Consider the following 19,230-nt stretch of genomic DNA (forward strand, 5'->3'; position numbering starts at 1 on the left):
GCTATGAAAGATGAGCTATTGGGACCACTAGAAGCTATTCTCTTTGCAGTAGGTGAGCCTATTAGCATAAATGAAATAGCAAATAGTTTGAATATAAACACGACAGATACTAAAGATTTATTAGAAGAATTACAAGAAAAGTATACGAATAGCAATAGAGGAATACAGTTAATACAAATCCAATCCAAATATCAACTAGGTACAAAGACAGAATTTCACCATTATATTGATGATTTACTAGTAGAGCGAAACAAAGCTGGTCTATCTCAGGCCGCTTTAGAAACTTTATCCATTGTAGCCTATAAGCAACCAGTTACTCGAATTGAAATTGAACAGATAAGAGGAGTAAAGTCATCTAGTGCACTACAGACTTTAGTTGATCGTAATCTCATAAAAGAGGCAGGCAGATTAGAGGCACCAGGTAAGCCAATCCTTTATGGAATAACACCGGATTTTCTAAAATATGCAGGAATTACTACAATAGAGGAATTGCCTTCTTTTGAGGAATTTGTACAATCAACAGAAGAAAGTTCCAAGTAAAACCATGTCACCGAGGGTGACTATTGCTTTTACTTGGAACCTAGAACCTAGAACTTAAAACTAAAAAATAGCGCAGGTCGCTATTTTTTTTGTTGTAAATTCTAAAATTCATCTAAAGGTAATACTATAATAATATGGTGTATATTATTTATCATAAAAAATCTTATCATAAATGATAACTTAGGAGGTTCATATGATAAAAATGTGTTCAACTGTACTATGTATCGTCATTATTTTAAGTTTCTTTCTACCAACAGCTGCTATGGCCATAGATGTGCCATCTCAGTCTGCTATATTAATTGAAGAAAAAACGGGTAGAATATTGTATAATAAGAATAGTGAAACGGAAATGGCGATGGCAAGTACTACTAAGATTATGACTGCTATTTTAGCTTTAGAGTATGGGAATTTAGATGATGTGGTAGTCGTAGGTGAAGAAGCAGCTAATGTAGAAGGCTCATCTATTTACATTGAAAAGGGAGATAAAATCACTTTAGAAGATTTAGTATATGGACTCATGCTTCGCTCTGGAAATGATGCAGCTTACGCTATAGCTACTCACATTTCAGGTAGTTTAAAGAATTTTGTGGAATTGATGAATGAGAAAGCTCAAATAATAGGGGCTACTAATACAAATTTTACAAATCCTCATGGCTTATATGAAAAAGAACATTATACCACAGCAAAAGACTTAGCTCTTATCACACAATACGCCTTTAGAAACGAAGATTTTAAAAAAATTATGAGCGCAAAAAAAACAGATATTAAAATCAACAATCAAGTTCATACTCTGTACAATAAGAATAAACTTCTTACTGGATATGATGGAGGAAATGGCGTAAAAACAGGTTATACTATAGATGCAGGTAAATGTTTGGTTTTTTCTGCTGAAAGAGAAGGCATGCAAATGATAGGTGTAATCTTAAGGGCTAGTGATATATGGGCAGAGTCAAGAATCTTATTAGATTATGGATTTGAACAATACACCACAAAAAATGTTATGAAAAAGGGAGAGTATATTACTTCTATATATGTAGAAGATGGCATAAATGATCAATTTAAAATCATTTCTGACGAAAATATTGACATTCCCATCAAACAAGGAGAAAATATAGAACGGGTGCTTAATGTAAACAATATTATGGCTGCTCCTATATATAACAAACAAAGAATTGGAAGTGTAGATTTCTTAATTGATGGAGAAATCATCTATTCAAAAGACCTCTACAGCCCACAGAAGGTATACGAAAAAGATTATCTTAAGTTCTTGAGAGAGAATTTGCGAGATTATTTTAATATTCTTAGTCAGGAAATACCAATTGAAGCACTAGATATTAAGTGGCTAGACGCTAGTTAGGTGGTAAGCAAATATGCGACTAATGTCGCAGTGAAGGATGAACATGGAACAATGAATAATGAACAATTTGAAAGAGTAGCAAGATTCGCATATTTGTACTGTTCAATGTTCAATTTTCATTATTCATTTAAGCTTTTCCCGTCCAACGAACCAACCTTAACTCCTGCTTAAGTCATCCTGAGCGCAGCGAAGGATCTCTACGCTCTAACTAGTGAGATAAAAATATCTAAAAATAAACGCCAAATTATCTAATAAATATTAACTGCCACCATGGGTGGCAAAGGTTTTACTTAGAACATACAACGTAGAACTTAGAACTAAAACGGGAGTGACTCAATGAGATTACAAAAGTTTCTAGCCAATCATGGTGTAGATTCTAGAAGAAAGTGCGAAGAGCATATAAAAGATGGTAGGGTAAAGGTCAATAATGAAGTCATTACTGAAATGGGTTTTATTGTGGATCCGGATCAGGATGAAGTAACCTTTGATGGTAAAAAAATTGGAACAAATGAGAAAAAGGTTTATATTATGCTGAACAAGCCACGAGGAGTCATTACATCCGTAAAGGACAATTTTAATAGGCAGACTGTATTAGACCTTGTTCATTTAGAGGAAAGGGTGTACCCTGTAGGGCGATTAGATTATGATACAGAAGGTCTTTTGCTATTAACCAATGATGGAGATTTTACTTATACAATGACCCACCCTAAGCATCATATAGGAAAGACATATGTAGCAAAAATAAAAGGTAGACCTACAAAGGCAGAAATAAAAGCCTTTGAAGGTGGTTTGATAATTGAAGATTATAAGACATCTAAGGCATCCTTTAAAGTACTTAGAGAGTTTCCAGAAAATACTCTCGTGGAGATTGTAATCTGGGAAGGCAGAAACCGACAGGTGCGCAAAATGTGTGAAAAAATCGGCCACCCTGTTCTAAGCTTAAAGCGGACAAGCATTGGAAATCTTGCTCTTGGAGACTTAGAAATAGGAGCTTATCGACATTTAACAAAAAACGAAATAACATCATTAGGAGTGTTAAATCATGATTGAAATAAAGATATATGAACGAAGTCAGCTAGATTTTAAACTAAATGAAGAAGAATCTACCCATGTTTGCATTATGACAGAAGAAAAAAAAATTCTTGGAGTAGCTGGATTTACTTACTATAAACATGGAGTAATCCTTAATTTTACAGAGATGAGATTAGAGGATCCTTTCTTATTTGATGGATTGGTAAAGTCTGTGATTAATTTTACCTATAATAGGGGCGTAGATGAATTAGAAGTATACGATGAGGATACAGTCGACTATATGAATGAAAATGAAATAGAAATGATCAATAATAGAATTCTGATTAAGGAGTTCTATAGCAAAAATAGCTGTGATCATAAGAAGGTATAATATGAATATATTTCACATAACGAAATTAGCTCAAGATTATGCATCCACAGCGATCACAAAAGGAGATAAAGTAATTGATGCCACCGCAGGCAATGGTGCAGACACAGTGTTTTTAGCAGAAAAGGTGGGTCAAACTGGACAAGTTTATGCTTTTGATATACAAGAAGACGCCATTAAGAACACTAAGGCTAAAGTTTTAGAAAAAGCTTATGAGAGCAGAGTTCAATTAATTCAAGATAGCCACGCAAATATAGATCAATACGTTCAAGGCCCCATTTCATGTGTGATGTTTAATTTAGGTTATCTGCCTAAAGGAGATCCAGCCATTATCACGAAAGGGGCTTCTAGTATTAAGGCATTAAAAAAGAGCTTAGAACTATTAAAGGTAAATGGAATTATTACGATATGCGTCTATACCTCTCATGAAGGAGGAGTAGAAGAGGCCTCTATTGTAGAAGCATATCTAAAAGTACTAGATAAATACAGATACAAAGTATTAAAGTATTCCTGTTTAAATGATCAAACATCACCCTATATTGTTTTAATTGCTCGTATGAAGTAAAAATATATTTGCATAATAGGGTAGTAAATAATTTTTTTTATATTTTAATAGTCAATGGATTCGGTTTGATTTAAAATAGGTAATTAAGAGGTTTCGTGCTCTAAAAAGAGACAAACAAAATAGATTATGCAGGTGAATATCGTGTCAGAGTACAAAAACTTTACAGAAATAATGTTAAAGATAAAAGAGGATTATCCAAATTTAAGCAAGGGAAATAAGCGAATCGCAGATTTTATCTTGAATAAATATGAAAAGGCAGCTTTTATGACAGCGGCAAGTCTGGGAGAAGCTGTAGGTGTGAGTGAGGCTACAGTAGTGCGCTTTGCTAATTACCTTGGTTTTAATGGATATCCAAGATTTAAAAAAGTCTTACAAGAAATGATAAAAACAAAATTGACTACTACTCAGCGAATTGATATGTCTTTAGACAAATTTGACGAGGAACATCTGTTAAATGATATTCTAACAGCAGATATTGATAATATCCGCTATACTCTAGATGAATTTGATAAAGATAGATTTCAAAAGGTAATTGACTTGATTGTAAATGCACAAACAGTTTATATAGTAGGTTTTCGTACTACTTCCCTTCTGACAGAGTTTTTAGGATATTATCTGGATTTATTACTCAATCAGGTAAAAGTAATTGATTCTAAAGTAGGCGATATTTACGAACAAATTATTCATGCAAAACCTGGTGATGTAGTCATAGGGATTAGCTTTCCAAGGTATTCTTCCAAAACATACGAGTCTATGAAATTTCTAAAGGAGCGTGGTCTTAAAGTTGTGGCGATAACGGACAATGAAATGTCACCTATTACAAGGATTAGCGACTATTATCTTATTGCAAAGAGCAATATCATCTCTTTTGTAGATACGATTACTGCTCCAATGAGTCTTATGAATGCTATAATTGTAGCCGTTGGCCTTAGAAATAGAGAAAAGACAAAAGAGATTTTTAATGAACTAGAAGAAATTTGGGCTGAGCATTATATATATGATAACAGTCAATCTTAAATAAGAAAGTAGAAGAGAATATATGAGCAAAATTGTCGTTATTGGCGGAGGAGCAGCAGGTATGATGGCTGCTGGAACTGCAGGTGCGAGACATGAAGTAATATTATTAGAAAAAAATGAAAAACTAGGCAAAAAGATGTTTATAACGGGAAAAGGCAGATGTAATTTTACAAATGCCTGTGAAATAGAAGAGCTCATTGAAAATGTAGTCACCAATAAATCTTTTCTCTACAGTGCTTTTTATACTTTTAGCAATACAAGCACCATACAGCTTTTTAATGAACTAGGTTTAAGAGAAAAGGTGGAAAGAGGCAATAGGGTTTTTCCACAAAGTGACAAATCTAGTGATGTCATTAAAGCAATGAGCAAGTATTTAGAAAAGAACAATGTAGAGGTAAGGCTAAATACTACGGTAAAGGATCTTTTAACTGAAGATGGTAAAATCAAAGGAGTCTTATTAGAGAATGGTCAAACTATCGAATGTGATGGTGTTATTTTAGCTACCGGAGGAGTTACCTATAGTCAGACAGGCTCTACTGGAGATGGGTATATATTTGCTAAAAAGTTAGGACATGGAATTATTGAGCCAAAAGGAGCTCTTATTCCCCTTGTAAGCGAGGATTCTTTTGTGAAGGAATTACAGGGGCTTTCCTTAAAAAATGTTAGTATATCCCTCTTTAAGGGCAATAAAAAGGTAAAAGAAGTTTTTGGCGAAATGCTCTTTACGCATTTTGGTCTTTCAGGTCCGGCCGTATTATCTTTAAGCTCTATTATAAAAGAAGAAGGTTCATATACTGTTAGAATCAATTTAAAACCTGCTCTTGATGAAACAACCCTAGATAGTAGGATTCTTAGAGATTTTGAAAAGTACGCTAATAAGAGTTTTAAAAATGCACTTGATGATTTGCTACCTAAAAAGATGATTCCGGTGATTATAGAACTAAGCGGCATCGATGAATACAAAAAAGTAAATCAAATAACAAAAGAAGAACGCAATAAAATCAGAGGAATTTTACAGAACTTAACCGTATCTATTAAGGGCAAAAGGCCTATTAATGAAGGTATTATCACCTCAGGTGGAATAAAAGTAAAAGAAGTAAACCCTGCAACGATGGAGTCTAAAGTAGTCGAAGGGCTTTATATAGTTGGTGAAGTATTAGATGTAGATGCTGTGACAGGAGGCTTTAATCTTCAAATTGCTTTTTCAACTGGGTATTTAGCAGGAATAAGCTGTTAAAGGAATGAAATAATGCTCAAATACATAAAATAGTAAAGATTGGTATCAATACGTAAGTAAAGGGCTTAATCCTTTTGCTGTTTGATAAGAATAGCTTACTTTTAATGTATCTAATGATTGTTAGGATTATATTGTATTGGAGTGTAGAATCTTGAAAAAATCTATTTCATTATTTGAGAAATTATTAGTTTCTGTAATTGTCTTTGCCTTTGGAGCAGTAGTGCTCGTTCAAATCTTTGTAAATAACGATGTATTAGAGACGGTTAAGTCCAATGAGACGGGTATACCTGTTAGTTTAGAGGAGAGCACAATCTATATATCAAAAGGAAATCTTAGATTTAACTTTACAGGAGATAAAGGCGTTCAAATTTTTCTAAATGGAGAAAAAGTAAAGGAAGAGGACGAAAAGTCCCCTTTTGATCTAGAAGTAATAGATGGGGATGTAGTAGAAGTAAGAAACAACAATAGTGAAACCATCACCCTACACCTAATAGACGCAACAGATAACCTTATTACACCTAAAATGGGAAGCAAGTACGAGTGTGAAAAAGGGATGACGTATTTGTTTAAGGTAGAAATTCAAGAGAAGAGCTGATTTTTAAGGTGGTAAGGTGGTAAGGTGGTAAGGAAAACCACCCTCGCCTAAAGGCGAGACGGTTTTCCTTTCAGCTTTCAGCTTTTCCCGACCAAGGAGTCACTTTTACTTAAAATTTGCACCTTGCAACGTAGAACTTAGAACTTGAACGGAGGAAGAAATGAAAAATATACATATTGCAATTGATGGGCCTGCTGGAGCAGGGAAGAGTACCATTGCTAAAAGATTAGCACAAGAAATCCATATTGATTATTTAGATACTGGAGCCATGTATCGAGCCCTAACCTATCATATTTTACAGTTAAACGTGGATGTAGAAGATGAAGAGACAATCATAAAGGAAGCCGAAAAAATCGACATCGATTTTAATAATAATTGCATTTACTTAAATGGAATAAACGTAGATATTGATATTCGCACACAAAAAGTTAGCAATAATGTATCTGCAGTATCAAAATTTGCTAGAGTCCGTGAGCTTATGGTAGACAAGCAACGTGAAATCGCTAATGGAAAATCTGTTATAATGGATGGAAGAGATATTGGAACAGTTGTCCTACCTAAAGCAGAATACAAGTTTTATTTAGACGCGTCCATTGACATTCGAGCTCAAAGAAGATACGAACAATTAGACCAAAATATGGATATAGAAGAATTAAAGCGAGATATCGCAAATAGAGACAAAATGGATCAGACGAGAGAAGTCTCTCCTTTAAAAAAGGCAGATGACGCTATCGTCATTGATACAAGTAATATGACAATTGATGAGGTTCTTCAAACTATGAAATCCATCATAAATGAAGAGGAAGGTGAGTAGATGGTTTATACATTTGTTCGATTTATCGTGAATGTTTGTATATCATGTATTTATAAGTTTGAAGTACAGCATAAAGAGAGAATTCCTCATTCAGGAGCGATAATCATTTGCTCTAATCACATTCATTGGATAGACCCCATCGTTATAGCCTGTAAAGGCACCAAGAGGACAATACACTTTTTAGGTAAGGCAGAGCTATTTAAAAATAAAGCTTTTGCTTGGCTCTTAAAGCATCTTAATGTGATTTCCATCAAAAGAGGGCAAAGTGATATTGGTGCCATTAAAAATTCTCTCACAGTTCTAAAAGAAAACCATACACTTGGTATTTTTCCAGAAGGTACTAGAGTAAAAGAAGGGGAAGAAAAGAAGGCGGAGGCAGGACTGGCTATGTTAGCTATAAAGTCTAAAGCTTTAGTCATTCCTATCGGAATTTCTGCAAATTACAAAATAGGAAGCAAAGTTACTGTAAATATTGGAGAACCTATTTCCTTAGAGTCTTATTATGGAAAAAAAGTGCCTAAAGAAAAGATGGAAGAAATCAGCGAAGACATCATGAATCAAGTACGAAAACTAGTAAGCAGATAAGAGAGGGATACAATGGAGATCATACTAGCGAAAACAGCAGGGTACTGTTTTGGTGTAAATAGAGCATTAGATGCTGTAGACAAAGCCATAGAAGATGGACAAGTTCACCTCATCCATACATTAGGTCCTATTATACACAATCCTCAAGTCATCGAAAAACTTGAACAAAGGGGTGTCAAGACAGTACAAGGATTAGATGAAATCGAAAAAGGAACAATAGTCATACGATCTCACGGTGTTGGAGAAAATGTGATTAAGGAAGCAGAAGAGAAAAGCCTAAATCTTATCAATGCCACTTGTCCATATGTAAAGAATATTCAGAAGAGAGTAAAAAAATATTATGATGAAGATTATCAAATTGTAATCATTGGAAATAAGGACCATCCTGAAGTCAAGGGTATTAATGGATGGTGTAATAATAGCGGAATAATAGTAGATGATAAAAATAATGTGCCAAACGTAGCTAAATATGATAAAATATGCGTTGTAGCACAAACTACCATTACAAACGAATTATTTATAGCGATAACAGAAAAGATGAAAGAACAACATAATAATGTAGCTATATTTAATACCATATGTAATGCAACAAAAGAGCGCCAAGAAGAGACGAGAAGAATTGCACAGGATGTAGATTGCATGATCATCATTGGCGGGTATAATAGTTCTAATACGCAAAAATTAGTAAGTATCAGCAAAAAATATTGCAATAATACATTCCATATTGAGACGAAAAAAGATCTGGATATGGATAAAATAAAAAAATATGAAAAAGTAGGTATTTCTGCGGGGGCATCAACACCCCAATGGATTATCGAGGAGGTTATAAATTTTATGGAAAATCAAGAAAACAATATGGAAAACATGAACAGCACTTATGAGGACACCTTCAAAAGTTTTAGAAAGGGCAGCATTGTAGAGGGAAAAGTAATATCTGCATCAAAAGATGAAATTATCGTTAATGTAGGATATAAAACAGATGGAATCATCAAAAAATCTGAGTACACAAAAGATTCAGATGTAGACTTAAGTACAATAGTAAATCCACAAGATAATATTGAAGCATTGGTATTAAATATTGGTACCGATAGCGTAGAGCTTTCTGTTTTACGTCTAGAAGAGAGAAAAGCGAAAGACGAATTAGAAAAAGCTTATGAAGAAGGCACAATCCTAGAAGGTAAAGTTGTAAAAGCTATAAAAGGTGGCTTGATGGTTGATGTAGGAATCTCAGAAATCTTTATGCCTGCTTCACAATATCATTATAAATTCGTAAAAGATTTAGAATCTTTAGTAGGAAAGCAAATAAGAGGGAAGATTATTGAATTTGATAAAAAGAAAAACAAAGTAATCTTATCTCAAAAGGTAATAGTAGAAGCAGAACATAAAGCTAAAGTCGAAGCAGATGCAAAAGTGAAAGGTGATTTCTTCAGCTCTTTAGAAGTAGGGCAAAAGATTAGTGGTAAAGTAAAATCCATTATGAATTACGGTGTTTTTGTTAATATTGGTGCTCTTGATGGGTTCGTTCACATTTCAGATTTATCTCATTCTAAGGTAAATCATCCAAATGATGTATTATCTGAAGGAGATACAATTGAAGCAGTAATCATTAATTTAGATGAAGAAAATCAAAAGATTAAATTAAGCGTAAAAGAAATGACGGAAGATCCATGGACTTCATTTGTTAACAATAATAAAAAAGGAGATATTGTAGAAGGAACAATTACAAATACAGTATCTTTTGGTGCATTTGCTGAAATTGCACCAACAGTGGAAGGTTTAATTCACATTTCACAAATTTCTCATGAAAAGGTGGAAAGTGTTGATGCTGTGCTTCATAAAGGAGATACTGTAAAAGTAAAAATCATAGGTATTGATAATGACAAAAAGAAAGTATCTCTAAGCATTAAAGAAACCATAGAAAAAGTAGAAAAACAAGTAGAAATCGAAGAAAACATAAGCGTATATAAAGATGAAAACGCAAATCCAACATTAGGAGATTTGTTCGGAGATTTGTTTAAATAAAAAAAGGGCGTTAGCCCTTTTTTGGTTGGACGGTTGGTTCGTTGGACGGGAAAACCTTTAGCCACCGTTGGTAGCACTAATGCTAGTGTTGAAGGTTAGCAATTGAATGACTAGGGGAGAAGATAAAGTCAGAAAAGTACTTCAGCACTTAAACAAAGACTTACGGAGCCGCGCCCCAGTCATTCTTGAGCGAAGCGAAGAATCCTAAGCCCCAAAAGGAATACCTAAGCCCTGATTGCTTAATATCCTATATGTGACTAATTCATAAAATAAAAAAACCATATCCTAGTTAAAGATATGGTTTAAAGTCATTATGGAGCTGGCGATAGGAATCGAACCTACAACCTGCTGATTACAAGTCAGCTGCTCTACCGTTGAGCCACGCCAGCATGTTATATATTGTTTATTGCCCATTTCATAATAATGCACTATACTAATTTGCCTAACTAAGTGACTCACGTAAAATTTCAAAAAGCGAAATTTTGGTTCGCTACTTATACCGTTGAGCCACGCCAGTATATTATTATATAATATAGGGGAGAGTACTTACGATGTATTAGCTTTTAAAATGGTGCCCAGAGGCGGAATCGAACCACCGACACGGGGATTTTCAGTCCCCTGCTCTACCGACTGAGCTATCTGGGCGTATTTAATGAATAATAAACAATTAATAATGAATAATTTGAGGTAATTTTAATTGTACATTGTTCACTATTAATTATTCATTAAAAACTGGTGGGCCTTCAGGGACTTGAACCCCGGACCTACCGGTTATGAGCCGGTTGCTCTAACCAACTGAGCTAAAAGCCCCCACAAAATTTGTATTTAAACATAAAAATAAAGAAAAAATGGTCGAGGTGAAAGGATTCGAACCTTCGGCCCCATGGTCCCAAACCATGTGCGCTACCAAACTGCGCTACACCTCGATAAGTTACAAATTATAATATACATTAAATCATTTAAAATGTCAAGTTTTTAATGACTTTAATTGTTATTAGGGAAGAATAAGTAATAAAAAAGTATTTTAATTATACATTATTCATTAAAAGACTTGGTGGGCCTTCAGGGACTTGAACCCCGGACCTACCGGTTATGAGCCGGTTGCTCTAACCAACTGAGCTAAAAGCCCCCACAAAATTTGCATTTAAACATAAAAATAAAGAAAAAATGGTCGAGGTGAAAGGATTCGAACCTTCGGCCCCATGGTCCCAAACCATGTGCGCTACCAAACTGCGCTACACCTCGATCTTTTTAAATCTTACGTGTCCCTGAGGACAAATATTAATATACAATATTCAGAAAAGATTGTCAACAAAATTTTTTAAAAAAATCTTTCTCCTCTGACAAATTTCAATATAATCCTCGCAATATGTGGAATATAATGGACAAGTAAACTACGATAAAAAAGGTGATAAAATTGAGTATTCAAAAACATACCATATCGGAAGCGGCTACAATTTTAGATTACGAACCTCATGTTCTTCGATTTTACGAAGGTGAATTTGACATACATGTTCCAAGGGATAAGAGCAATCGTAGAGAATATACGATTAAAGAAATTGAAACTTTTCAGTACATAAAAGATTTGAAAAATAAAGGTTATAATAACAGTCAAATCAAACAAATTCTAAAATCTCCTACAGTAGAAGATGAAATATCTGGAGAAACGGCCCCTGTACCTTTTAACGAAAATTCTAGTAATTCTAGTAATGAGGCGAATAATCTAGCTATACGAGAAGTGGCAATGCACTTAGATAGTCTAAATGACGTTATGTATACAAATTTTAGCAAGATCAATGAGACCATATGCAAGCTTAATAATACCATAGACGAATTTAAAAAAGATTTAGAACTAGAAGACAAAGATGTTCTTATATCTGAAAATGCAAAATTAAAGATGAAATTAAAAGAAAAAACTTATGAACTAGTAGATATTAAAGAAAAATATTCTCAGTTAGAACAGAAGAAATTCGTGTTTAAGAGATTATTCCGTTAAAGCTACAGTTCTAAGTTCTATGTTATAAGTTCTATGTAAAACCAATAGTCACCATAGGTGACTTTAAGTGAGACATAATCGAGATATTCTTCCGACACTTTAACTCATACATTAACTTGTACATTAACTTATATATTAAATGCATGAAGCTAATGTGTGAGGGAAAACACATGAAGCTAATGTGAATGTACAAAACAAATGGTAAGAAACGGTGCCCTCACCGTTCCCCAATAACAGTTATTCCTTGACTCGAGCTACTACATTGTCATCCTGAGGAGCTTGCGACGAAGGATCTTACTTACCTCGCCTAAAGGCGAGATGATTTTTCCGCTTTCAGCTTCCCGCATTCACCTAAACAAAAAAACAGGGCGAAAATGGCCCTGCTCTTGTTGTTTAGATTTATAATTACGAGAAGCCACAACACTGCTTCTTAATATACTTATAAATCTAAATATATATTAAATGTACTATTTTTATTAAAGATTATTCATGTGTTGTTCTTCGTAAGAACGAACCATACGTTTAACCATTTCTCCACCGATTGAACCAGCTTCTTTAGAAGTCAAATCTCCATTGTAACCTTGTTTTAGGTTGACATTTAAGTCCCTTGCACATTCCATCTTGAAATTTTCAAGTCCTGCTTTTTGTTTTCTTCGGCTCATTATTAACACCTCCTTTTTTCTTGTTAGTCATAGTATGTGAAGATTAAAAGATAATAAACAGGTAATATTTTGCGAGTTTGGAAGAGAAAGCTAATCTTTTCTAAATAAAAATTATATTTTAAATTTAATTCTCATTTTTATTTATATTTTAGCCTTTTGCCTTAGCTACTGCTTGGTCATCCTGAGCGTAGCGAAGGATCTTAAATTGCTCGCCTTAAGGCGAGTTCCCTGATTTTGAAGTTTTTGTTGACCACCCGACCACCTGACCACCTCATTTTAAAAGATTTCCCCCTTAAAGCAAAAATTCTGCGATATTTTTATTACCCCTACAAAACAACTTCATATTTTGATATAATGTATCTTTAAAACAGACGAGGTGAAAAATGTTAGAAAAGTATTTTAAAATCATGACATACGGTTGTCAGATGAATGAAAATGATTCTGAGAAAATTTCTGGATTGCTAAAAGATTTAGGTTATCAGCCTACAGATGAAGATAACAAGGCTGATATGGTCATACTCAATACTTGTAGTGTTAGAGAGAATGCAAATGACAAATTTTTTGGTCATCTAGGTAAATATAAAAAATTAAAAGAACAAAAGCCAAATTTAATTTTATCCATTTGTGGATGTATGATGCAACAAGAAGAAATCGTCAACGAAATTAAAAGAAAATATCGTTTTGTAGATTTGATTTTTGGAACTCACAATATTCACGTGTTTCCAGATTTACTATCTGATTTTTTAGAACGTAGGGAAATGGTCGTTAATGTTTGGGAAGATGGCGAACAGATTGTAGAAGGTTTGCCTACAGATCGCAAATACTCTTTTAAAGCTTATGTATCTATTATGAATGGCTGCAACAATTTTTGCAGCTATTGTATTGTGCCTTATACTAGGGGAAGAGAGCGCAGTAGGGAGCCTGAAAACATCGTAAAAGAGGTTCAGTCTTTAGCCCAGTCAGGTTGTAAGGAGATTACTTTATTGGGTCAAAATGTTAATTCTTATGGGAAAACTTTGGACAATCCTATTTCCTTTGCTGGACTACTTCGAAAACTATGCAAAGTGGATGGCATTGAGCGCATTCGCTTTATGACTTCTCATCCAAAGGATCTTTCTGATGAACTCATAGAGACTATCGCAGAAGAAGAAAAAGTATGCAATCACATTCACTTGCCTTTCCAAGCAGGTAATAGCAGGATTTTAAAAGTGATGAATCGAAAGTATACAAAAGAAGATTACCTTGCTTTAGTGGAAAAGATCAGAAAGAGAATTCCCAATATCGCCATTTCTACAGATATTATCGTGGGATTTCCAGGGGAGACAGAAGAAGAGTTTCAGGATACAATTGATGTAGTTCAAAAATGCAAATTTGATTCTGCATTTACTTTCCTTTACTCTGTCAGAGGTGGTACTCCAGCTGAAAAAATGGAAGAACAAATAGACGAAGATGTAAAGCACGACAGATTAAACCGACTTTTAGATGTGCAAAATGATATTGGAAGAGAGCTTAATAGCGTCTATGACGGAGAAGAGGTTCTGGTTTTAGTAGAAGGGCCAAGTAAAAATAATCCGAATAAATTAGCAGGTAGAACAGATACCAATAAATTAGTTAATTTTACTGGAGATGAAGGATCCATTGGTCAAATTGTGAAAGTAAAGATAACTGGAATAAAGAGCTTTAGCTTAGACGGTGTTCAGGTATAACTGAAGGGAGGTGTGATTATGGCAGGTTTGACGCCTATGATGCAGCAGTATTTAGAGATTCACGAGCAAGTAAAAGATGCCATACTCTTTTTCAGATTAGGAGATTTTTATGAAATGTTCTTTGACGATGCCATAACCGCATCGAGAGAGCTAGAGATTACGCTGACGGGTAAAGATTGTGGCTTAGAAGAAAGGGCGCCCATGTGTGGCGTTCCTTATCATGCTAGTGAAAACTATATTGCAAAGCTCATTGAAAAAGGCTACAAAGTAGCAATCTGTGAGCAAGTAGAAGATCCTAAGCAGGCGAAAGGTTTAGTGAAAAGGGAGATTGTGCGAGTCATCTCGCCAGGAACCGTCAACGATGGAAAGTTGCTTCAAGGAAAAAACAATAATTTTCTTATGAGTATATACTACAATATGACGGATTTTGGCATAGGTATAGTAGATGTTTCTACAGGAGAGTTTCGGACTTCACAAGTCATCCGTGCAAAAAATCCAAAAGAAAAGCTACTTGATGAAATTGCAAAATACAAGCCTTCGGAGATGATCGTTAATACGGTTCTCTTTAAAGATAAATGGCTCATGGAAAATATAGAAAAAAGATTTGACTCTTATGTAAATATTCTTCAAAATAAATACTTTAATTTAGAGAGCAGCAAAGACATCATAAAAGAACAGTTTTCTGTATACTCTATGACAGGTTTAGGGATTGAAGCAGATGAGTATTCTATTCGAGCAAGTGGTGCTTTACTAACGTATTTACAAGAAACTCAAATGAGGGCTTTATCTCATATTGATAAATTGCAAAGATACGTAGTCGATGAATATATGGCTATGGATCTTTCTACTAGACGAAATCTTGAATTGACGGAAAATATGCGCACAAATGACAAAAAAGGTAGCCTTTTAGAAGTGCTAGATAAGACTCAAACGTCTATGGGGGGACGAAAGCTAAAAGACTGGATTCATCAACCTATAATAGATGTAGAAAATATCAACTATCGACTAGATGCAGTAGGCGCTATCTTAGAAGATGTGTCCCTTCAGCTTAAACTAGAGAAGGATTTAAAAAACATCTACGATTTAGAAAGATTAATTAGCAAGATTTCCTTTGGAAACTGTAATGGAAGGGATTTTTTATCATTAAAAAATTCTCTCTCTATGATTCCTTCTCTCAAAGAAACATTATCGAGTCTAGATAGTGATTATCTTCAAAAATTAAATACACAATTAGATACACTAGAAGATATTAGGGATTTAATTGAAAAGAGTATTCATCCAGAGCCACCTATTAGCGTGAAAGAAGGAAATATTATACGCAGTGGCTACAATGAAGAAGTAGATTATTATAGGGAAATTAATGTATCCGGGAAGGATTTTATTTTAAATTTAGAAAATGCAGAAAAAGAAAAAACGGGCATAAAATCTTTAAAAATCAAGTTTAATAAAGTCTTTGGCTATTATATTGAAGTAACAAAGACGAATCTGGATTTAGTGCCAGAAAACTACATTCGAAAGCAAACATTAGCGAATGCAGAACGGTATTATACAGAGGAACTAAAAGATATTGAAAGCAAAATTTTAAATGCAGAAGAAAAGGTAATTGACTTAGAGTACGATATTTTTCAAGAAATACGTAATATTGTTCTAGAAAGCGTACAAAGAGTCAAAAAATCTGCAGAGATCATCAGTATTGTAGATGTGCTCTTCTCTTTTGCCAAAGTGAGCTATGAAAACAATTATGTAAAGCCCATTGTTTATTCTGGAGATGAAATACTGATTTATGAGGGTCGCCATCCTGTAGTAGAAAATATGATGGACAAAAAAGATTTTGTGCCCAATTCTGTATCATTAGATTGTAATGACAATCGAATGCTACTTATTACAGGGCCTAATATGGCTGGAAAATCTACTTTTATTAGGCAAGTGGCCATTATTACTTTAATGGCTCAAATAGGCTGTTATGTTCCAGCAGAAAAGGCAAAAATTGGAGTTGTAGACCGAATCTTTACTAGGGTAGGGGCATCGGATGATTTGGCATTAGGTCAAAGTACCTTTATGGTTGAGATGAGCGAGGTTTCAAATATATTAAAAAATGCCACACATAATAGTTTGATTATTTTAGACGAAATTGGAAGAGGGACAAGTACTTTTGATGGGCTAAGCATCGCTTGGTCTGTTGCAGAATATATACACGATAAAGAAATAATTGGCGGCAAAGCTTTATTTGCTACCCATTACCATGAGCTAACTCAATTAGAGGCTTTATTAGAAGGAGTCAAAAATTACTGCATAAAAGTTCAGGAAAACCAAGATGGCGTGATTTTCTTAAGAAAAATCATTCCAGGAAGTGCGGACCAAAGCTATGGTATCGAAGTAGCTAAACTAGCAGGTCTTCCAGAGCAAGTCATCACTAGAGCTAGGGAAATCTTAATGGGTTTAGAGAGTAGCGAAGATGCTAAAGTGCCTCCAAGAAAGACAAAAGAGCCTCAACATCCAAAAGCAGAAGTCAATCTCTTCAATTACCAAGACAAACAGATCATCGAAGACCTAAAGGCTCTGCCTATAGAAGATATGAGTCCTATAGAGGTTATGAATTATGTGTATAATCTTAGAAAGAAGATTAACTAAGGCAGTCAGGTAGTCAGGTAGTCAGGTAGTCAGGTGGTCAGGTGGTCAGCAAAACCAACTCGCCTTTAGGCGAGGTAGTGTAAAATCCTTCGCTAGCCCTCAGGATGACCCTGACCAACTGCTCAGTCATTCTGGAGCGAAGCGAAGAATCTTAAGATTTAATCTCTTTAGCCTAAGATTCTAATGCTTAACCTTCTACATCTAACTTCCAAGCAAGGTGGTGATTAAATGCCAATACAAGTTTTAGATCATGAAACGGCCGCTAAGATTGCGGCGGGGGAAGTGATTACGGATCCTGGGGCTGTCATTAAAGAGCTGGTAGAGAACAGCATCGATGCGGGTAGTACTCGAATCGATATTTCCATTGTCGATGGAGGTAAAAAGGAAATTACAGTTATGGACAATGGCAGTGGCATCATGTCCGAGGAAGTATCTCTGGCTTTTGAGCGCCATGCTACAAGCAAAATTCATAGATTAGAAGATTTATATGAGCTTAACAGCCTAGGCTTTCGAGGAGAAGCCCTGCCTAGTATCGCTGCCATCTCAAAAGTGAGCGTAAAAACTCAATCGAGAAAGGAAGACTTAGGCAGCTATGTGAGAGTTGATGCCAACAAGACTCATATCATCCGTAGAAGCTTTAGCCCAGGCACATCTATCAGTGTAGAAGATATTTTTTACAATACGCCAGCCAGGTTAAAACATATGAAAAAATCTAATGAACTTTCAAAGGATATCATACAGCTAGGAGAAAATTTAGCTCTATCCCATCCAGATATTTCATTTTCTCTAACCGTAGATGGCAAAACTGTTCTAAAGACTCCTGGAGACGACAATCTTCACAACTGTATTTACAGTATTTTTGGAAGTGAATTTGGAGACTCTTTAATAAGCATCGATTACGAAAATAAGCCCTTGATGATATCTGGTTTTTTAGGAAAGAGTAATTATACCAAAAGCAGCAGGAAGTACCAATACACATATATTAATAATCGTTATGTAAAAGATACAAAGATTTCTAGGGCAATTGAAGAAGCATATGAAAATTCCATTATGATCAATCAACATCCTGTGTTTATTGTAAATATTAATATTCCACCTCATATGTTAGACGTAAATGTACACCCATCGAAGACGAAAATTAAGATACTAAATGAAAGCTTAATTTTTCTTCTTATTAAAGATGGAATTCGGAAAACCTTAAGAGACAATACGACAGTAAAAGAAATCACGCCTAAAGTAGAAAAAGTGTATTCAGAAGACAAGAATATTGTACAGCAGGAGATAACTCCTCTTTTAGCTCAAGAGGCACCAAGTACAGTTGAAGTATTGCCAAAGAAGGTAACGCAGAAGAATAGTAGTTCTCCTGAGCTTCCTAAAGACACAAATATTGGTCAATGGAAACCTCAAACGAAAGAAAAAGATCTGTTTTTACCCATAAAAGAGGAGAAACAAAAGAGCAAAGTGCTAGAAGATAATTCATTACCTGCAGAAAAACCAAAAATCAATCACGAATTTGCAGATTATTTTAAACATACGAATGTAGTAGGTCAGTTGTTTCATACCTATATCTTATTCGAAGGTGAAGATTATATTCTTCTCATGGATCAACACGCTGCCCACGAAAGAGTCCTCTTTGAAAATCTCTCTCAAAAATTAAAAAGTGGAGATAAGATTACCCAGCAAATCATTCCCGTTAATATAAAATTGCCTCCTAGCGACTATGCTCTTCTTATGAATCATGTAGATGTGTTTGAAAATATTGGTTTTGAATTTGATGAGTTTGGGGACAATACAATCTGCTTACGTGGGGTTCCCATCTTTTCGAATAAAGTACAAGACAGCTCTTTGCTTTTAGAAATCCTTCAAGAAGTGGATAAAAAGGTTGATGTAAAAAAAGTAGATGCTTTTCAAGAGCTAGTCATCAGGATTGCTTGTAAAAAGGCTATCAAAGCCAATAAGAGATTAAGTCCACAAGAAATCACTTCATTAATCGATTCTTTAATCGCTTGTGATTATCCTTTTACATGCCCTCATGGAAGACCTATTTTAGTGAAGTTAACAAAATATGAGTTCGAAAAGCAATTTAAAAGAATCCAATAGGAGA

At 34.6% G+C, this 19,230-nt stretch carries 16 protein-coding genes and 6 tRNA genes; 15 read left to right on the forward strand and 7 right to left on the reverse strand.

Going from position 1 to position 19,230, the window contains the following annotated elements:
• Positions 1-3: 3 nt before the first annotated feature.
• From scpB to DES36_RS10260, 11 genes are all read left to right on the forward strand, one after another.
• Positions 4-540 (forward strand): SMC-Scp complex subunit ScpB, encoded by a 537-nt coding sequence (scpB, locus tag DES36_RS10210; RefSeq protein WP_113921105.1) that lies wholly within the window; start codon positions 4-6, stop codon positions 538-540.
• A gap of 193 nt (positions 541-733) precedes the next feature.
• Complete coding sequence (locus DES36_RS10215; protein WP_113921106.1) at positions 734-1,897, forward strand: D-alanyl-D-alanine carboxypeptidase family protein; 1,164 nt, start codon at positions 734-736, stop codon at positions 1,895-1,897.
• A 336-nt stretch (positions 1,898-2,233) separates the two neighbouring features.
• On the forward strand, positions 2,234-2,947 hold the full coding sequence (locus DES36_RS10220) for a pseudouridine synthase (protein ID WP_113921107.1): 714 nt from the start codon (positions 2,234-2,236) through the stop codon (positions 2,945-2,947).
• A complete protein-coding gene (locus DES36_RS10225) occupies positions 2,940-3,299 on the forward strand; it encodes a hypothetical protein (RefSeq protein WP_113921108.1) in 360 nt (119 codons plus the stop codon). Before DES36_RS10220 ends, DES36_RS10225 begins: the two co-directional genes overlap by 8 nt.
• Position 3,300: 1 nt before the next feature.
• Positions 3,301-3,861, forward strand: coding sequence for a tRNA 5-(aminomethyl)-2-thiouridylate-methyltransferase MnmM (mnmM, locus tag DES36_RS10230; protein ID WP_113921109.1), 561 nt, complete (start codon positions 3,301-3,303; stop codon positions 3,859-3,861).
• Positions 3,862-4,002: 141 nt separating this feature from the next.
• On the forward strand, positions 4,003-4,878 hold the full coding sequence (locus DES36_RS10235; RefSeq protein ID WP_341457139.1) for a MurR/RpiR family transcriptional regulator: 876 nt from the start codon (positions 4,003-4,005) through the stop codon (positions 4,876-4,878).
• A 22-nt stretch (positions 4,879-4,900) separates the two neighbouring features.
• Entirely contained in the window at positions 4,901-6,115 is a 1,215-nt protein-coding gene (locus tag DES36_RS10240) for a BaiN/RdsA family NAD(P)/FAD-dependent oxidoreductase (protein ID WP_113921111.1), read from the forward strand.
• 151 nt (positions 6,116-6,266) lie between these two features.
• Positions 6,267-6,710, forward strand: a complete 444-nt coding sequence (locus DES36_RS10245; protein WP_113921112.1) for a hypothetical protein — start codon at positions 6,267-6,269, stop codon at positions 6,708-6,710.
• Positions 6,711-6,870: 160 nt separating this feature from the next.
• Entirely contained in the window at positions 6,871-7,524 is a 654-nt protein-coding gene (cmk, locus tag DES36_RS10250; RefSeq protein WP_207657448.1) for a (d)CMP kinase, read from the forward strand.
• A complete protein-coding gene (locus DES36_RS10255; RefSeq protein ID WP_113921113.1) occupies positions 7,525-8,109 on the forward strand; it encodes a lysophospholipid acyltransferase family protein in 585 nt (194 codons plus the stop codon). It abuts the gene before it with no gap.
• 12 nt (positions 8,110-8,121) lie between these two features.
• Positions 8,122-10,131: a bifunctional 4-hydroxy-3-methylbut-2-enyl diphosphate reductase/30S ribosomal protein S1 gene (locus tag DES36_RS10260; RefSeq protein WP_113921114.1), complete on the forward strand. Its 2,010-nt coding sequence runs from the start codon at positions 8,122-8,124 to the stop codon at positions 10,129-10,131.
• Between the two features lie 314 nt (positions 10,132-10,445).
• Here the strand turns inward: DES36_RS10260 and DES36_RS10265 are convergent.
• The 6 genes from DES36_RS10265 to DES36_RS10290 form a co-directional block, all read right to left on the reverse strand.
• Positions 10,446-10,520: transfer RNA gene (locus DES36_RS10265), tRNA-Thr, on the reverse strand.
• 180 nt (positions 10,521-10,700) lie between these two features.
• A tRNA-Phe gene (locus DES36_RS10270) sits at positions 10,701-10,776 on the reverse strand.
• An 88-nt stretch (positions 10,777-10,864) separates the two neighbouring features.
• Positions 10,865-10,941 (reverse strand) — tRNA-Ile (locus DES36_RS10275).
• A 39-nt stretch (positions 10,942-10,980) separates the two neighbouring features.
• Positions 10,981-11,057, reverse strand: a tRNA-Pro gene (locus DES36_RS10280).
• A 126-nt stretch (positions 11,058-11,183) separates the two neighbouring features.
• A tRNA-Ile gene (locus DES36_RS10285) sits at positions 11,184-11,260 on the reverse strand.
• Between the two features lie 39 nt (positions 11,261-11,299).
• A tRNA-Pro gene (locus DES36_RS10290) sits at positions 11,300-11,376 on the reverse strand.
• Between the two features lie 172 nt (positions 11,377-11,548).
• Between DES36_RS10290 and DES36_RS10295 the strand changes: the two genes are divergently transcribed.
• Positions 11,549-12,127 (forward strand): MerR family transcriptional regulator, encoded by a 579-nt coding sequence (locus DES36_RS10295; RefSeq protein WP_170128268.1) that lies wholly within the window; start codon positions 11,549-11,551, stop codon positions 12,125-12,127.
• A 476-nt stretch (positions 12,128-12,603) separates the two neighbouring features.
• On the opposite strand, the gene DES36_RS10300 is transcribed toward DES36_RS10295, so the two are convergent.
• The gene (locus DES36_RS10300; RefSeq protein WP_113921116.1) at positions 12,604-12,789 is read right to left on the reverse strand and encodes an alpha/beta-type small acid-soluble spore protein; all 186 of its coding nucleotides are present in this window, start codon (positions 12,787-12,789) and stop codon (positions 12,604-12,606) included.
• A gap of 383 nt (positions 12,790-13,172) precedes the next feature.
• Between DES36_RS10300 and miaB the strand changes: the two genes are divergently transcribed.
• The 3 genes from miaB (at position 13,173) to mutL (ending at position 19,226) form a co-directional block, all read left to right on the forward strand.
• Positions 13,173-14,495, forward strand: a complete 1,323-nt coding sequence (miaB, locus tag DES36_RS10305) for a tRNA (N6-isopentenyl adenosine(37)-C2)-methylthiotransferase MiaB (RefSeq protein ID WP_113921117.1) — start codon at positions 13,173-13,175, stop codon at positions 14,493-14,495.
• Positions 14,496-14,513: 18 nt separating this feature from the next.
• Positions 14,514-17,126, forward strand: a complete 2,613-nt coding sequence (gene mutS / locus DES36_RS10310; RefSeq protein WP_113921118.1) for a DNA mismatch repair protein MutS — start codon at positions 14,514-14,516, stop codon at positions 17,124-17,126.
• A gap of 228 nt (positions 17,127-17,354) precedes the next feature.
• Positions 17,355-19,226: a DNA mismatch repair endonuclease MutL gene (mutL, locus tag DES36_RS10315; RefSeq protein WP_113921119.1), complete on the forward strand. Its 1,872-nt coding sequence runs from the start codon at positions 17,355-17,357 to the stop codon at positions 19,224-19,226.
• Positions 19,227-19,230: the final 4 nt, after the last annotated feature.

Origin of the sequence: Alkalibaculum bacchi, from assembly GCF_003317055.1 — a bacterium.
Classification (GTDB): domain Bacteria; phylum Bacillota; class Clostridia; order Eubacteriales; family Alkalibacteraceae; genus Alkalibaculum; species Alkalibaculum bacchi.

Excerpts from the sequence above, each read along its gene's own strand:
- scpB (WP_113921105.1), top strand. The coding sequence starts at position 4 with ATGAAAGATGAGCTATTGGGACCACTAGAAGCTATTCTCTTTGCAGTA.
- DES36_RS10215 (WP_113921106.1), top strand. The coding sequence starts at position 734 with ATGATAAAAATGTGTTCAACTGTACTATGTATCGTCATTATTTTAAGT.
- DES36_RS10220 (WP_113921107.1), top strand. The coding sequence starts at position 2,234 with ATGAGATTACAAAAGTTTCTAGCCAATCATGGTGTAGATTCTAGAAGA.
- DES36_RS10225 (WP_113921108.1), top strand. The coding sequence starts at position 2,940 with ATGATTGAAATAAAGATATATGAACGAAGTCAGCTAGATTTTAAACTA.
- mnmM (WP_113921109.1), top strand. The coding sequence starts at position 3,301 with ATGAATATATTTCACATAACGAAATTAGCTCAAGATTATGCATCCACA.
- DES36_RS10240 (WP_113921111.1), top strand. The coding sequence starts at position 4,901 with ATGAGCAAAATTGTCGTTATTGGCGGAGGAGCAGCAGGTATGATGGCT.
- cmk (WP_207657448.1), top strand. The coding sequence starts at position 6,871 with ATGAAAAATATACATATTGCAATTGATGGGCCTGCTGGAGCAGGGAAG.
- DES36_RS10255 (WP_113921113.1), top strand. The coding sequence starts at position 7,525 with ATGGTTTATACATTTGTTCGATTTATCGTGAATGTTTGTATATCATGT.
- DES36_RS10260 (WP_113921114.1), top strand. The coding sequence starts at position 8,122 with ATGGAGATCATACTAGCGAAAACAGCAGGGTACTGTTTTGGTGTAAAT.
- DES36_RS10300 (WP_113921116.1), bottom strand. The coding sequence starts at position 12,789 with ATGAGCCGAAGAAAACAAAAAGCAGGACTTGAAAATTTCAAGATGGAA.
- miaB (WP_113921117.1), top strand. The coding sequence starts at position 13,173 with ATGTTAGAAAAGTATTTTAAAATCATGACATACGGTTGTCAGATGAAT.
- mutS (WP_113921118.1), top strand. The coding sequence starts at position 14,514 with ATGGCAGGTTTGACGCCTATGATGCAGCAGTATTTAGAGATTCACGAG.
- mutL (WP_113921119.1), top strand. The coding sequence starts at position 17,355 with ATGCCAATACAAGTTTTAGATCATGAAACGGCCGCTAAGATTGCGGCG.